This is a genomic window from Hyphomicrobium sp. CS1BSMeth3 (genome assembly GCF_900117415.1).
Classification (GTDB): domain Bacteria; phylum Pseudomonadota; class Alphaproteobacteria; order Rhizobiales; family Hyphomicrobiaceae.
Map to the genome: position 1 here is coordinate 55,865 of NZ_FPEI01000004.1, position 14,399 is coordinate 70,263.

The window sequence follows — 14,399 nt, forward strand, 5'->3', positions numbered from 1 at the left end:
GGAAATGCGGTGTGTGTGCGGACGTAAGGCACAATCCGCATCCTAAGCAGTGGACGTCCCACCGACTACTTCGATTGTGCCGAGCTTTCTTTCCTCCCCGTTCTTTACAATTCTAACCTTTATCTTGCCGGCCTGATTGATCGGGAATGGAGAGATGGTGAAGTGAAAGGTCAAGATGCGCTTTACGTCTGGTGCTGCATTTAAAGGCACCGGATCTTCTTTTGGCTTTTCTATATCGGCAGATATTGACGCCCGATCGTCTGGATCACCGGGAATATAGATGCGTAATGACATGGCAGAAATTGGCTCCCGAGGGTCCTCCTGATAGGTTATCCAAAGCCCAAGCTTAGGGAGGGCTACGGGAAATGGGGCGTGCACCAGTATTTTATGCTGATACACGCCAATTAGGCTAAATTTCTTGCCCAGCTCGCTTCGAATATCATCGCAAAAGATGGTAGATCCGAAGAATTGCTGCGTGGCAGTGGCATCAGGCGGCTTCATACATGAACGCCTTTGTAATTGACTGACGTGGGGCAGGCTTCACCTCATCGACCTTTACATAGTCGTCGTCGTTATCGCGCGGCCGACCAGCAACCAGAGCCGTGGCGATCGGCCGTTCAACCGCCGCGACGTTTATTTTCCCCGCCGGGGTGTATACCGCTCCCGTTTCCTTATGCGTCGCCTTGATCTCCAGCGAAATGCCTAGGGCACTCGATATGTCCGCTATCGTATTTAGCTCCCAGTTTGGATAATGACCGCTGAACCAACGAGAAACGATTGATTTGTCCTTTCCGACGGCGTCAGCAAGCATTTTCATCCTGAACCTATCGCGATCTTTCAAATCGCTGACAATGGCCCAGAATAGGCTGACAAACATAGAGCGGAACATCGCCCTATTATATTCACGCATTGCCGCCTTATTAAGCGATGGGGTAGATCGTGACATCGCGCACCACTCCGTCTAGATACTCAGCTACTGTTTCGCCTGTGTGAGGTCGCTCGTTTCCGAAGGTGTTATTCCAAAGTTGCGGCACTGTTTCCGCAACCTTTGTATACTTTTTTATCGATCCCAGTTCGCCACGATGGCGCGCAGTGAATCCAACAAAACAGTTCTTTTCAGTAAAGCGTCCGAATACTCGCCACCCTGGTTTTGGCTTGCGAAAGCACAGCACCCAAACTTCGTCCACGTTTTCTAGCCGCTCCAAATCGACTACACACTCCGTCATGGTTTCAGCGGTGAGAGATACAAAAACCAAATGGCCTCTCATGTAGGCTTCGGTTGTTGCAATCGCATAGCCTGACGGGAACGGTGGATTGTGTCTGGTGTTCCCATCCAATAAATCGATGACTTCCTGAGTGAGGTATAGACCTCGTACAGGATCGGAGCCGCAGACCAGTCCACGCTCTATGAGCCGCTTGTTCGCGGTTGCCTGGAGTAAAGGTAGGAAAGTTGCGTTAAAAGTCAACTTACATCTGCCTGAATGGCTAATGGTAGGCCGTGCTGGGGGAATCAGACTGCTGCCGATTGTAAGGCGGCAGGATAATGCGATGGGAAATAACAACAAACTTGATCGAGCCCTGCCAAGCGGCCATTTTAAACCTCGGCACGTTTGCTACGCAATGTCGCGACCAAGCTCGCATAGACGCAAATAAGTTCATCCGCTGGAAGAGCGCACCACCGAGCTGGTAGATTGGGCTTTTTCCTCGCCCACCACCTTGACCTCCCCCCCTGCCTCCTGTACACAGCGCGCACGTCGCGGGGCCCTTTGGGGCCTCGTGCGCTTTGGCTTTCGCGATGTGCACCAGATGCACATCTGTCGGCGGGTCTACCCGCAGAGGAGAAAGCCCGAGATCCCGTGAATAGCAAAAGACGGAACAAAACCAATGACTAAGCGCATTCGCGCCAAGCACAAGATCGACCGCCGCCTCCAGGAGAACGTCTGGGGCCGGTCCAAGAGCCCCCTCAACAAGCGCAACTCGCGCCCCGGCCAGCACGGCGAGCGCCGCGCCGGCAAGCTCTCCGACTTCGGCCAGCAGCTCAAGGCCAAGCAGAAGCTCAAGGGCTACTACGGCTCGATCACCGAGCGGCAGTTCCACCGCCTGTACGTGGAAGCCACGCGCCTCAAGGGCTCGACCTCCGAGCACCTCATCGGCCTCCTCGAGCGCCGCCTCGACGCCGTCGTCTACCGCGCCAAGTTCGTGCCGACCGTGTTCGCCGCCCGCCAGTTCGTGAGCCACGGCCACGTGACGGTGAACGGCCGCCGCGTGACCATCCCGAGCTACCGCGTCAAAATCGGCGACACCATCGAGGTGCGTGAGAAGTCGCGCCAGCTCCCGCTCGTGCTCGAGGGCGTCAAGAGCGCCGAGCGCGACGTGCCGGACTACATCGAGGCCGACCACAACAAGTACACGGCCCGCCTCGCGCGCGTGCCGGCGCTGGCCGATGTGCCCTATCCGGTGCACATGGAGCCTAACCTGGTAGTCGAGTTTTATTCTCGGTAACTTACATGCCGCCGGCTGCTGGGAAGAGGTGCTTCGCCCTCTTCCGTGGCGGCATGCCGGCGGCGGCCACAGCGATAGCGGCGCACTTCCTGAGCGCGCGACTGCGCGCCGGCCGGTAGGCTGCGCTAAGAAACTGAAAGGCGCGGCAGCTTCGGCTCCGCGCTTTTGTTTTAGTGCCGCGGGCTGCCGGGAAGGGGTGCTTCGCAACCCTACCGTTAGTGCCATGCCCGCGGCGGCCGGAGCGACGGCGGTCATTGGCCCTTGCCGCGGGCTGCTGGGAAGAGGTGCTTCGCAACCCTACGGTAAGTACTATGCCCGCGGCGGCCGGAGCGACAACGGTCATTGGCCCTTGCCGCGGGCTGCCGGGAAGGGGTGCTTCGCAACCCTACGGTGAGTGCTATGCCCGCGGCGGCCAGAGCGACGGCGGTCATTGGTCCTTGCCGCGGGCTGCTGGGAAGAGGTGCTTCGCAACCCTACGGTGAGTGCCATGCCCGCGGCGGTCGGAGCGACAGCGGTCATTGGCCCTTGCCGCGGGCTGCCGGGAAGGGGCTTTCGGAACCCTGCGGTAAGTGCCATGCCGGCGGCCGCCAAGGGGACAGCGACCATTTGTGGCCGTCACATCGATCTCACAAGAAAGCGAGCGCTCCCGCATATGTGACGCGGCAGCACTTGCAAACGCCTCCCAACGAGCCTACGTAGCACTATCGACTTTGGCCGGACGACCGGGCCGTTGCGCTACGATGGCATCGAGCGCGCGTTCACAGAACCCCTCCAAAATTCGACGAGTGTGCCACGTGCGCAGATGGCGCGCGCGGCATATGATTGGTCATGGCTCTGTTAAAAGGAAAATCGCCATGCAAGCTGGTACCGTGAAGTTCTTCAACGAGCAGAAGGGCTATGGTTTCATCGCGCCAGACAATGGCGGCGCCGACGTGTTCGTGCATATTTCGGCGCTCGAGCGCGCTGGTCTGCGCACCCTCTCCGAGGGCCAGAAGGTCTCCTTCGACACCGAGAAGGATCGCCGCTCGGGCAAGATGGCCGTCTCGAACATCCAGACGGCATAAGCTCCGGTCGCAGGCCCATTCCTGCGGCATCGACGAGATCTGAAGGCGCGGCAGCTTCGGCTCCGCGCTTTTTTGCTTTTTTTGCTCGGCCTTTCGGCCGGCGCGCGGTCGCGCGCTCAGGGAGCGGGCTCCACGCAGCACCCTAGCCGTTTGCTCCAAGTCCAAAAGGACGGGGGTGCGGGGGTGTCCGTCGTGTCGGAGACACGCGCCTTCGGCACGATGCGGGTTACAGGGCGGCAGCCCTGCTCGTGCCTGCGGCGCGAGCGCGGCCATGCCTCTGGCATGACCCTCGCACTCCATCGGAAGGGACACCCTCCCGGACCCATCCGCTTTTGAAGACTACTTCGTGGCAACCGCCCCGCGCGCCAGAGGGCCGATGCTCTCGATGTGGTTCGTCCAGATAAGGCCGCTGAAGCCAGGCGGCACCTTGGCCAGGGTCGCTGCATCGTCGATGCCCGATGTGCCGGGATCGCCGGCACCGTACGGCCCGAGCAGGATGATCTGGCTGCCCGCGTCCGCCATGCGCTGCTGGAAGCGGCTGGGCCAGCCCCAGAGCCAGGGCGCGATGTTGATCGGCACCATGACTTGCGTAGTGCGACAGGGCGCCGGCACATAGCCCGACCAGCCGAGCGCCACGTACTGCATGAGGCAGGCCTTGAGGCCGCCGCGCGTCCAGATGTTGAGCTCCGGCAGATGCGCCTTCGCAACGAGCGTCGGCGGATCGCCGCCGTAAGCGCCCCAGACGGCCTTGCGCCAAGCGGGATTCTCGCGCAGCAGCGCGGCGATCATGTCGCCTTCGCGCGCCTCGTTGGACTTGAAGTTGACGATGAACTGCCTGTCCGGGAAAGCGGCAAGCACCTCGTCGAGCGTTGGCATAAGGCCGACGCCCTTGCCGCGCAGAGGAAACGTCTTGCCGCCGTCCGCCGTATAACCGTAGCCGACGTCGAGCGACTTCAAATACGCCATGTCGTGGTCGCGCGTGCGGCCCTTGCCTTCGGTGCGGCAGTCGAGCGTCCAGTCATGGAAGACGGCGAGCTTGCCATCGGTCGTCGGGTGAACATCCAGCTCGACGATCTCGGCGCCAGCGTCAAATGCGGCCCGCATGGCAGGCAGCGTATTCTCGATGAAAGCGTGTGTCGGCGGGTGAATGCGCGAAGCGGTGCAGGTTTCGCCTGTGAGGCCTTCACGATGGAAGGTCTGGTGGATGCCGCGATGCGCAACAGGGCGCAGCTCGGTCGAGGCCGGTGCAGGCGCGAGCCATGAGGCATTCCAGATGTAGATTGCGCCGACGAGGATCGCCACAACCAGCAGCGCGCGCTTCATGATGTGCCCTCCGCAAACCGGCGGGCTTCTTCGCGTGCGAGATGGACGCTTTTAGGGCTCCGAAGCGGCGAAGCTCAGCCGCCCCAGGAGCAGATGAGCTCGGTGCAGCGCGTGCGACCGGTCGCGAGATCAGAGGCGGTGCAGCGAACGGGCTGCGCGCGGCAGACGCGGCAGGTGTAGGATGAGAGGCAGCCACGGAATTGTCCGCCGCGCGAGTAGTTGCAGGTCAGGATGGTCTGGCAATTCCGGTTGCGCGGATCGGTGCCGATGACCTGGGCATCCGCAGACGTCGAGAGGCTCGTCAGGGCGAGCAGCAGGAGGAATGGCACAGCGAGGATCGCGGCGAGCCAGCCGCGGAACAGTGCGGAACTGCAAACTGCCATGGTGGCCTCCCGGAAACATCGCTCACGAGCCTAACGCCACATGAGCGCCATTCTTTCCCCGAAAGGCAACAGCGGCAATCGCGGGTGGTAAATCCTCCCCCGAAATGCAGGGCGGGCGTGCCCGTTCGGCCACGCGAAACACGCGTCAGAGGGAGCTGAGCCCATCGGCGACGACACAGACGGCCTCTATGGCCTTCTTCGGCGCCTCTACGACGGCGTTCTGGAGCACCTGCGCAACAACCTCGGCCCCCACCTCTTGGAGGGCCTGCCCCCCGAAATCCAGAATGTGATCCGTGACGCTTTTGGATGAGTTCGAGGCTTCCGCCTCGCTAAGCTTTTGAGTTGGCGCGCTGTCTTGCACGTCGACGCTCCTCCCATCGGATAGCTGAACTGTCAGCCCCCAATAACATGGGCGTGCCAAGCGCGAAGAAAAGGCCTCCAGGCCACAGTAGCCTGCAACCTGGTTAAGCCCGCGCGCCCCTCAGAAAAGCGAGAGGCCGCTCAAACAAGAGCACAAGCAGCAAGCGCCAGGAGATAGGCGAGCGTTGTCAGGCGCTCGCCATCCCCTAGCTACTTCAGCAGCTCGACAATGGCGTCACCGAGCTCCGTGCACATGGCCTTGCCGCCCATGTCACGCGTGCGGACGTCCGTGTCCTTAAGCAGCTTCTCGATGGCCCCGACGATGGCATCGGCGGCGTCCTCGTGGCCGAGATGCTCGAGCATCATGGCGCCCGACCAGATCTGGCCAATGGGGTTCGAAATGCCTTGCCCCGCGATGTCCGGCGCCGAGCCGTGCACAGGCTCGAACATGGAGGGGTAGTCCTTCTCGGGGTTGATGTTGCCGCCGGGCGCGATGGCGATCGTGCCGGTCGTGGCGGGGCCGAGGTCCGAGAGGATGTCACCGAAGAGGTTCGAGCCGACGATGACGTCGAACCAGTGTGGGTTGCGCACGAGATGCGCGGTCAGGATGTCGATGTGGTACTGGTCGGTCTTGGCCTTCGGGTATTCCTTCGCGATCGCGGCGAAACGCTCGTCCCAGTAGGGCATGGAAATCGAGATGCCGTTGGACTTCGTGGCGCTCGTGACGTGGTTGCGCGGGCGCGTCGCGGCGAGGTCGAAGGCATAGCGCATGACGCGGTCACAGCCGCGCTTGGTGAAGATCGCCTGCTGGACAGCCATCTCGTAGTCGCTGCCCTCGTACATGCGCCCGCCGACCGACGAATACTCGCCCTCGTTGTTCTCGCGCACAATGAAGTAGTCGATGTCGCCCGGCTTCCTGTCCGCGAGCGGGCACTTCAGGCCCTCGAAGAGGCGCACGGGGCGCAGGTTGATGTACTGCTGAAACTCGCGCCGGATCGGGATCAGCAGGCCCCAGAGCGAGACGTGATCGGGCACGCCCGGAAAACCGACCGCGCCGAGGTAGATGGCATCATGGTTGCGGATGCGATCGAGGCCGTCCTCGGGCATCATACGGCCGGTCTTCTTGAAGACCTCGCAGGACCAGTCGAAGTTGTCCCACTCGAAGGCGATGTCGAACTTGCGGGCCACGGCCTCGAGCACCTTGATGCCCTCCGGCACCACCTCGTTGCCGATGCCGTCGCCGGGAATGACGGCGATCTTGTAGGCGTTCGGCTTTTTGCCGGGTTCCTTGGCCATGGCGTTTCTTCTCCCTCGTCGATGAGAATTCGTAAGCGGCGGCAGGCTTAGCACCTTCCCAGCTCAATCTAAACCGCTCTGTGCCCTGGCGGATCAGGTATTCGTCCCGCCGGCCCGAATGGTTACCTCGTTCGGTATGTGCCCTGGAAGCGGATGCTGGAATCCCTACATGAGGCAGGTGGCGCCATCGACTTTGGGGCCTGCAAAGAGTACCAAAGCCCGCAAATGGGCCGCTGCCCGCCCTATTCCCGAAAGCTCGACCCATGAAGTTCCTCGACCAAGCCAAGATCTACGTGAATTCCGGGAACGGCGGAGCCGGGTGCGTGAGCTTCCGGCGCGAGAAGTTCATCGAGTACGGCGGACCGGATGGCGGCGACGGCGGCAAGGGCGGCGATGTCTGGGTCGAGTGCGTCGAGAACCTGAACACGCTGATCGACTTCCGCTATCAGCAGCACTTCAAGGCGAAGAACGGCATTCCGGGCATGGGGCGCAACCGCACCGGCCCGAGCGGTGACGACTGCGTCATCAAGGTGCCGCCGGGAACGGAAATCCTCGCCGAGGATGGCGAGACGCTGCTCGCGGACATGACCGAGCCCGGCCAGCGGGCGCTCATCGCGCGTGGCGGCAATGGCGGCTTCGGCAATGCCTATTTCAAGTCCTCGACGAACCAGTCTCCGCGCCATGCCAATCCGGGTCAGCCGGGCGAGGAGCTGACGCTCTGGCTGCGGTTGAAGCTCATCGCCGATGCGGGCCTCGTCGGCCTGCCCAATGCGGGGAAGTCGACGTTCCTCGCGGCGGTCTCGCGGGCGAAGCCGAAGATCGCCGACTATCCCTTCACGACGCTGCATCCGAACCTCGGCGTCGTGCGCGCGGGCGATGTCGATTTCGTGCTCGCGGACATTCCGGGGCTGATCGAGGGCGCGCATGAAGGCGCCGGGCTCGGCACGCGCTTTCTCGGGCACGTCGAGCGATGCCGCGCGCTGCTCCACCTCGTCGATGCGACGAGCGAGGATGTGGCCGCTTCCTACAAGACGGTGCGCGCCGAGCTGAAGGCCTATGGTGGCGGGCTCGCGCGCAAGAAGGAGCTGGTTGCGCTGACGAAATGCGACGCGCTGACCGAGGACGTCATTGCGGAGAAGGCGGCCGAGCTCCAGCGCGCCGCGCGCAAGAAGCCGCTCCTCATTTCGGCCATCTCCGGCCAGGGCATGAAGGAGGCGCTGTTCGCGCTTGCCCGCGAGGTCGAACGCGGCCGCGCCGACGAGAAGGCTGCCGAGCGCGAAGCTGCCGGCGTCAGCGATCCGCCTTACGATCCGCTTCGAAGAGGCGCATGACGGCGCGCTGGATGAAGGGCGCGGCGACGAGCACCACCGGCAGCATCGTCAGCCACGCAATACCCCACGCGATCATCCACCGCTCGACGAATTCCATGGCCGAATGTGCCAGCGGATAGATCGCGATAGCCGTCGCCACGGCCGTCGTAATTGCCGCCTGCAGAATGCCGTAGGCATAGGGCGCGTACCGGTATGGAAGCAGGGGTGCCATCAGCTCGACCGCGCGACCGTTGCAGACCTCGTCTACTCACAAAGCCGAATTCGATCCGAGGGTCGAGGTCGAAAAATCGGCATCTCGCCGCATTCTGCAGCGCAACGGCCCTCCTGCGACGGAATGCCCATATGTAATGGAGCTGATTGGCGACGCATCGCGAAAAGTTATGCTGTGAGATCATTCCTGCCATCCAGCCGAAAGCCCCTCTCCCCATGCGAGATCTCACGCCCGAAGCTCTGCTCGCTGCTGTCAATGCCTGGGTCGCGATCGAGAGCCCGACGCAGGATGCGGAAGGGGTCAATCGCGTCTCCGAGCATGCGGAGAGCCTGCTGCGCGCGATCGGCGCCAGCATCGAGCGCATTCCCGGTGAGAACAGCATTGGCGACATTCTGATCGGACGTGTACCCGGCGCGGCGAACGGGCCGGGCATTCTGCTGCTCGGCCACATGGACACAGTGCATCCCGTCGGCACGCTCGCGGAGCCGCTGCCCATGCGCGTCGAGGGCGATCGCGCGTACGGCCCCGGCATCTACGACATGAAGGGCGGCAACGCGATCGCCTTCTCCGCGCTCGCGCATCTGCACGCCACGGGAAAGCGCCCGCATCTGCCCGTCACCGTCATGATGATCCCCGACGAGGAGATCGGCAGCCCGTTCTCGCGGCCCTACATCGAGGCCGAGGCGGAAGCGAAGAAGCACGCGATCGTGCTTGTCGTGGAGCCGTCCGGCGATTTCGGCCGCATCACGATCGCGCGACACGGCATTGCGCGCTATCACCTCAAGACGACGGGCATTCCCGCGCACGCGGGCGCGTACCATTCAAAGGGACGCAGCGCGATCCGCGAGATGGCGCGCCAGATCCTCACCATTGAGGACATGACCGACTATGCGCGCAACGTCACGCTCAACGTCGGCATCGTGCACGGTGGCACGCACGAGAACATGGTGCCGCTCCATGCGGAGGCGATCATCTACTGTCTCGTACCCCTGCCTGAGCACGAGGCCGAAGTGCGTGCGAAGCTGCTCGCGCTCAAGAGCCACGATCCTGATGTGAAGCTGGAAGTGACGCCAGGCTTGTATCGGCCGTCGTTCGTGAAGTCGCCGGCCATTCAGCGGCTCTATGATCACGCCGCGAAGCTCGCCGAGGAAATCGGCTACCCGGTGAAGGGCGAGCGCGTGGCAGGCGGCGGCAGCGACGGGAATTTCACGGGCGCGCTCGGCGTGCCGACGCTCGATGGTCTGGGCGTGCTCGGCGACGGCCCGCACACGCATCAGGAATATCTGCTCGTGTCGTGCCTCGTGCCACGCACGAAGCTGCTCGTGCGGCTCTTCGAGACGCTGGATGCCTCGTTCGGCGCGAAGTCCTAACGCCGCGGCTCGGGCGGGTCATCGTCGAGGGCGCGCCAGGAGGCACCGTCGAGATCGTCGTACTGCCCGCTCTTGAGCGACCACAGGAAGCCCGCGAGGCCGAGGCCGCCAAGAAAGAGCGCAATCGGGATCGTCCAGGCGAGTGCCGTCATGACATCCTCCCCAAACCGTTGCCAAGACGCTGGCGCGAGAGGCGCAGCGCGTTGGCCGTCACCGCAATCGAAGAAGCCGACATCGCGATCGCGGCGATCAGCGGCGTCGCAAGCCCGATCACGGCGAGCGGCACGAAGATGAAGTTGTAGCCGATCGCAATGCCAAAATTCTCGAGCGCGCGGCGGCGGGCGCCGTGGGCCACGAGAAGCGCTTCGATGATCGGCGCGAGACGCTCGCCCTGGAAGACCGCATCGGCCGCCGTCTGGCTGATGTCGGCGGCGGAGGCCGGCGAGAGCGAGGCATGTCCCGCGGCGAGCGCCGGCGCATCATTGAGACCATCGCCGACCATGAGTACCTTGCGGCCCTCGGCCTTGAGCTGATCGATCCGCACAATCTTGTCGGCGGGCTTGAGCCCTGCCTGCCAGTTCGCAATGCCGACGGCCTGCGCGGCTTCGGCCACAGCCGCACGCCCGTCGCCGGAGAGGATCTCCATGTGGAAGCCGGCATCGCGAAGCCGTCCAACGACTTCGGCTGCGTCGGCGCGCAAGGGATCCGTGAAATGGAAGGCCGTTGCGCGGCCATCGGACGTGCGAAGCCAGATGGTCGAACCGCTCTCAGGAGACGTGTCCGCGATCTCGCAGAATTGTGCCGAACCGAGCCGCGTCTCGCCACTCGCGTCGACATGGGCGAGCCCCGCGCCGGCTATCTCCTCGACGCCGCCTTCAGCAACCACAGGTATGCCGCGGGCCTTTGCAGCAGCCACGATCGCGCGCGAATAAGGATGCCGGCTCGATGCCGCGATGCTCGCTGCGCGCTCGAGGGCGCGGTCGTCGATCGCGGTGCTGTCGATCAGTCTCGGCTCGCCGAGCGTGAGCGTGCCCGTCTTGTCGAGCACGATCGTGTCGATCTCGGCCATGCGCTCTAGACCGTCCGCAGCCTTCAGGATGATGCCATTGCGGAAGAGGCGTCCGCTGGCCACGACCTGCACGGCCGGCACCGCAAGCGCGAGCGCGCACGGACAGGTGATGATGAGCACGGCCACCGCAGCCGTGAGCGCCGGCTCCCAACCATAGCCAAGCAGCATCCAACCGATAAACGTGCCAAGCCCGAGCAAATGCACGGCCGGCGCATAGAGGCGCGATGCGCGATCGGCGAGGCGGACATAGCGCCCGCGCGCCTGCTCGGCGGCGCCCATGAGACGCGAGATGTCGGCGAGGAGCGTGTTCTCCTCGCGCGCAATGGCCTCCGTCTCGAGCGTGCCTGTCACGCTGATCGTGCCGGAATAGACAAGATCGCCGGGCGCGACGCGGCGCGGGCGGCTCTCACCGGTGATGAGGCTCTCGTCCACCTCGGCAATGCCGCGATTGATCCGCGCATCGACCGGAATGCGCTCGCCTGCAGCGACGAGGATGCGCATCCCCGGCACGACATCGCGCGTCGGCAGGCGCTGCGTGGTGCCATCGGGGAGGACGACCGTCGCGGATGTGGCGCGCAGGCCGAGCAGGTTCTGCGCCGCGCTCGATGCCCGCGAGCGCATGGCAATATCGAGGTAGCGGCCGATCAGCAGGAAGAAGAGCAGTGTCACGGCCGCATCGAAATAGACTTGATCGCTGCCGCGCGTCGTCTGGTAGAGGCTCATACCCGTCGCGAGCAGCACGCCGAGCGAGATCGGCACATCCATGTTGAGCTGCCGCGCCCGAAGCGCACGCGCCGCCGAGCGGAAGAAGGGCTGACCGGCATAGGCAACGGCGGGGATGGCTACCATGGCCGAGAGCCAGTGGAAGAGCGTCTTCAGGGACGCGTCCATGTCGCTCGCAATGCCGGCCCAGACGGCGACCGACATGAGCATGATGTTCGATGCGGCAAAGCCCGCGACACCGAGACGACGCAGGTACTCGGCATCGTGCGTAGCGTGCGCCGGCGTCGTGCCTTCGACCAGCTCGTAGGCCTTGAAGCCGACGCCGCGCAGCGCCTCGACAAGCGCATCGAGGTCCGCGCCGGCTGGTGCGGCCGTGACGTGCGCGCGCCCGTTCGACAGGTTCACGCGCGCCGCGACGACACCCGGCACGGCCTGCAGCGTACGCTCGACCTTGCGCATGCAGTTGCCGCAATGCATGCCTTCGACGACCAGCGTCAACGCGCGCGGGTTCTGCGCCGCATCGTCCGGCACGTCGCGGAGTGTCGTGACGCTCAGGGTTTCAGCCATAGCCGCTTCCGTAGCTGATAGGTGATCTCATTGGGCGCCGCGACCGGTCGCGCCTCGAGCGCGACGATCCAGGCACCGGCCTCGGGAGAGGCAATATGCGCGGCATAGGTGCCGGGACGCACCTCGTCGAGCGTGAGCTTCACATCGTGCTGTGCGGTGGACGGGCGCCCGAATGTGCCCGAGATGCTGAGCCCTTCGACAGGCGCGCCGAGACGGTTCGTCAGGCGCAGCGTCACCTGTCCGCTGCGCGTCACTTCGAGCGCCTCGTGCCAGCCCTGGGCCTTCTGCGCCTCATCCGCGGCAATGCGATCGTTGTAGTTGAGCCCTTTGCGATAGGGCTCGACGGCGACGATGCCGGTGTAGGTCGAGATGGCGGAGTACAGGAACACGCCATTGACAGCGAACACGACGAGGAAGAAACCGATGAACACCATCAGCACGTGGCGTCCCTTGAGGCCATCCACTCTCTCTGGCCGGACTGTATTCATGGCCGTTCTCCTTGTGGCGGCGCCTGGAACAGCGTCCCGCGGCGCGTCATCTGTCCCGAGTTCGTATCGCGCACCTCGAAGGCAAAGTTCGTCGAGGCGTCGCGCAGCTTGGGAAGTCCCTCGCGCGGCACGGTCACGAAGACGCGCAGCTCGCGCAATGTATTCGTCGGCACGGTCACCTGCATGGCCTCACCGGCATTCGCCCCCACCATCGACAGCGCGGCACCGGGAAGATCGCGCAGTGTCAGCGCGAACGTGCGCGGCTCGTGCAGCTTGTTGAGGATCTTCACAGTGTAGGCATTGCGGATGCCGCCTTCGGAGAGGCGCACGAAGGGCGGATTGCGGTCGTGCTGGATGTTGAGCTCGAGCGTCGTGCGATTCCAGAGCGCGACCAGCATGATGACGCCGACGAGCGAGATCATGGCGAAATAGAGAAGCGTGCGCGGGCGCAGAAGCTGGATGGGCTCGTGCGTAATGCCGCGCGCACTCGCCTCCTGCTTGGCGATGGTGTCGTAGGCGATCAGGCTGCGCGGGCGCTTGATCTTGTCCATGATCTCGTTGCAGGCATCGATGCAGAGCGCACACTGGATGCATTCGAGCTGCGAACCATCCCGGATGTCGATGCCCATGGGGCAAACGACGACGCACGCCTTGCAGTCGATGCAGTCGCCGCGCGCCGACCAGTCGACGAGCCCGTCCGGTCCCTTGCGCACGGGGCCGCGCGGCTCGCCACGCTCGGCGCGGTAGCTGACGAGGAGTGTGTGCGCATCGGTCATCGCGCCCTGGATGCGCGGCCAGGGGCACATGTAGATGCAGACCTGCTCGCGCGCGATGCCGCCGAGCAGGTACGTGGTCGCCGCGAAGATGCCGAGAAAGAGATAGGCGATAGCGGGCGCGGCGCCGGTCGCGAGTTCGGCCGCGAGCGTCGGCGCATCGCGGAAGTAGAAGACCAGGGCGCCGCCGGTCAGCAGACCGATGAGCAGCCACGAGACATGCGTCATGGTCTTCAGGAAGACTTTGCGAACGCCCCACGGCTCCTTGTCGAGGCGGATGCGCGCACTGCGATCGCCCTGCCAGAGGCGCTCGACGGCGACCATGAGGTCCGTCCACACAGTCTGCGGACAGGCATAGCCGCACCACACGCGTCCCGCGACCGAGGTCACGAGAAAGAGCACGAGCGCCGCCAGCACGAGAAGGCCCGTGACGAAGTAGAACTCCTGAGGCCAGATCTCGAGGAAGAAGAAAAAGAAGCGGTTGTGCGCCATGTCGAGGAGCACGGCCTGATCGGGAAGATCGGGCCCGCGATCCCAGCGCAGCCACGGCAGGCCGTAGTAGATCGCGAATGCGACGGCCATCACGATCCACTTCACCGTGCGGAAGCGGCCGTGCGCAAGCCGCGGATAGATCTTCTGGCGCGAGGCATAGAGCTGGCGATCGGCGGCACGGTTCACGGCCGCGACGTCGTGCGCCTCCACATCGGTTGCCGCTGCACGCGCAGTCTTCGGCCGTGCTGCCGAATCATTCCGCCGATCGAGGACCGTCGTCACCTTCCGCTCCCGCGGCTCAGGTTCTCCAGGGGCGAGCGCTGCATGGCCTTCTCATCGAAGAGGCAGGCGAGCCATGCCGCGATCAGCCGCTCGAAAACAGTTTGGGGCTGGCTCGGCACTCCAGTCAGCGCGGATGGCGAGGGGCCGCGGTGCACCTCAGCGGCA

At 64.0% G+C, this 14,399-nt stretch carries 16 protein-coding genes; 4 read left to right on the forward strand and 12 right to left on the reverse strand.

Annotated features, from left to right (window positions below; genetic code table 11):
* Window positions 1-42 precede the first annotated feature (42 nt).
* Genes CS1BSM3_RS27860 through CS1BSM3_RS27865 form a run of 3 tightly spaced genes read right to left on the reverse strand, consistent with a single transcriptional unit; the run spans window position 43 to window position 1,337 of the window.
* Window positions 43-501 (reverse strand): DUF6941 family protein, encoded by a 459-nt coding sequence (locus CS1BSM3_RS27860; protein ID WP_143149072.1) that lies wholly within the window; start codon window positions 499-501, stop codon window positions 43-45.
* Window positions 488-946, reverse strand: a complete 459-nt coding sequence (locus CS1BSM3_RS04470) for a helix-turn-helix domain-containing protein (RefSeq protein ID WP_143149073.1) — start codon at window positions 944-946, stop codon at window positions 488-490. Before CS1BSM3_RS04470 ends, CS1BSM3_RS27860 begins: the two co-directional genes overlap by 14 nt.
* Window positions 921-1,337 carry a hypothetical protein gene (locus CS1BSM3_RS27865; protein WP_174263624.1) on the reverse strand — a complete coding sequence of 139 codons (417 nt, stop codon included), beginning with the start codon at window positions 1,335-1,337 and terminating at the stop codon, window positions 921-923. Before CS1BSM3_RS27865 ends, CS1BSM3_RS04470 begins: the two co-directional genes overlap by 26 nt.
* Window positions 1,338-1,884: 547 nt before the next feature.
* Between CS1BSM3_RS27865 and rpsD the strand changes: the two genes are divergently transcribed.
* Window positions 1,885-2,502 (forward strand): 30S ribosomal protein S4, encoded by a 618-nt coding sequence (gene rpsD / locus CS1BSM3_RS04475; RefSeq protein WP_072385796.1) that lies wholly within the window; start codon window positions 1,885-1,887, stop codon window positions 2,500-2,502.
* Between the two features lie 854 nt (window positions 2,503-3,356).
* Window positions 3,357-3,566, forward strand: a complete 210-nt coding sequence (locus CS1BSM3_RS04480) for a cold-shock protein (RefSeq protein WP_072385797.1) — start codon at window positions 3,357-3,359, stop codon at window positions 3,564-3,566.
* A 339-nt stretch (window positions 3,567-3,905) separates the two neighbouring features.
* Here CS1BSM3_RS04480 and CS1BSM3_RS04485 read toward each other — a convergent pair whose 3' ends face one another.
* The 4 genes from CS1BSM3_RS04485 to CS1BSM3_RS04500 form a co-directional block, all read right to left on the reverse strand.
* A complete protein-coding gene (locus CS1BSM3_RS04485) occupies window positions 3,906-4,889 on the reverse strand; it encodes a glycerophosphodiester phosphodiesterase family protein (protein WP_143149075.1) in 984 nt (327 codons plus the stop codon).
* Between the two features lie 74 nt (window positions 4,890-4,963).
* The gene (locus tag CS1BSM3_RS04490; protein ID WP_072385799.1) at window positions 4,964-5,272 is read right to left on the reverse strand and encodes a hypothetical protein; all 309 of its coding nucleotides are present in this window, start codon (window positions 5,270-5,272) and stop codon (window positions 4,964-4,966) included.
* A gap of 145 nt (window positions 5,273-5,417) precedes the next feature.
* Window positions 5,418-5,633, reverse strand: coding sequence for a hypothetical protein (locus CS1BSM3_RS04495; RefSeq protein ID WP_072385800.1), 216 nt, complete (start codon window positions 5,631-5,633; stop codon window positions 5,418-5,420).
* 209 nt (window positions 5,634-5,842) lie between these two features.
* On the reverse strand, window positions 5,843-6,928 hold the full coding sequence (locus CS1BSM3_RS04500; RefSeq protein ID WP_072385801.1) for a tartrate dehydrogenase: 1,086 nt from the start codon (window positions 6,926-6,928) through the stop codon (window positions 5,843-5,845).
* Between the two features lie 263 nt (window positions 6,929-7,191).
* On the opposite strand from CS1BSM3_RS04500, the gene obgE reads away from it, so the two are divergent.
* Window positions 7,192-8,259 (forward strand): GTPase ObgE, encoded by a 1,068-nt coding sequence (gene obgE / locus CS1BSM3_RS04505; RefSeq protein ID WP_072385802.1) that lies wholly within the window; start codon window positions 7,192-7,194, stop codon window positions 8,257-8,259.
* On the opposite strand, the gene CS1BSM3_RS04510 is transcribed toward obgE, so the two are convergent.
* Window positions 8,219-8,470 (reverse strand): DUF2798 domain-containing protein, encoded by a 252-nt coding sequence (locus CS1BSM3_RS04510; protein ID WP_072385803.1) that lies wholly within the window; start codon window positions 8,468-8,470, stop codon window positions 8,219-8,221. The two genes, obgE and CS1BSM3_RS04510, sit on opposite strands and share 41 nt — an antisense overlap.
* 215 nt (window positions 8,471-8,685) lie before the next feature.
* Between CS1BSM3_RS04510 and CS1BSM3_RS04515 the strand changes: the two genes are divergently transcribed.
* Entirely contained in the window at window positions 8,686-9,840 is a 1,155-nt protein-coding gene (locus CS1BSM3_RS04515; RefSeq protein WP_072385804.1) for a M20 family metallopeptidase, read from the forward strand.
* Here CS1BSM3_RS04515 and ccoS read toward each other — a convergent pair.
* Genes ccoS through ccoG form a run of 4 tightly spaced genes read right to left on the reverse strand, consistent with a single transcriptional unit; the run spans window position 9,837 to window position 14,234 of the window.
* A complete protein-coding gene (gene ccoS, locus CS1BSM3_RS04520) occupies window positions 9,837-9,992 on the reverse strand; it encodes a cbb3-type cytochrome oxidase assembly protein CcoS (RefSeq protein WP_072385805.1) in 156 nt (51 codons plus the stop codon). The two genes, CS1BSM3_RS04515 and ccoS, sit on opposite strands and share 4 nt — an antisense overlap.
* Window positions 9,989-12,199, reverse strand: coding sequence for a heavy metal translocating P-type ATPase (locus CS1BSM3_RS04525; RefSeq protein WP_072385806.1), 2,211 nt, complete (start codon window positions 12,197-12,199; stop codon window positions 9,989-9,991). Before CS1BSM3_RS04525 ends, ccoS begins: the two co-directional genes overlap by 4 nt.
* On the reverse strand, window positions 12,184-12,687 hold the full coding sequence (locus tag CS1BSM3_RS04530; RefSeq protein WP_083528251.1) for a FixH family protein: 504 nt from the start codon (window positions 12,685-12,687) through the stop codon (window positions 12,184-12,186). The genes CS1BSM3_RS04525 and CS1BSM3_RS04530 overlap by 16 nt, the downstream gene beginning before the upstream one ends.
* A complete protein-coding gene (gene ccoG, locus CS1BSM3_RS04535; RefSeq protein ID WP_072385808.1) occupies window positions 12,684-14,234 on the reverse strand; it encodes a cytochrome c oxidase accessory protein CcoG in 1,551 nt (516 codons plus the stop codon). Before ccoG ends, CS1BSM3_RS04530 begins: the two co-directional genes overlap by 4 nt.
* Window positions 14,235-14,399: the final 165 nt, after the last annotated feature.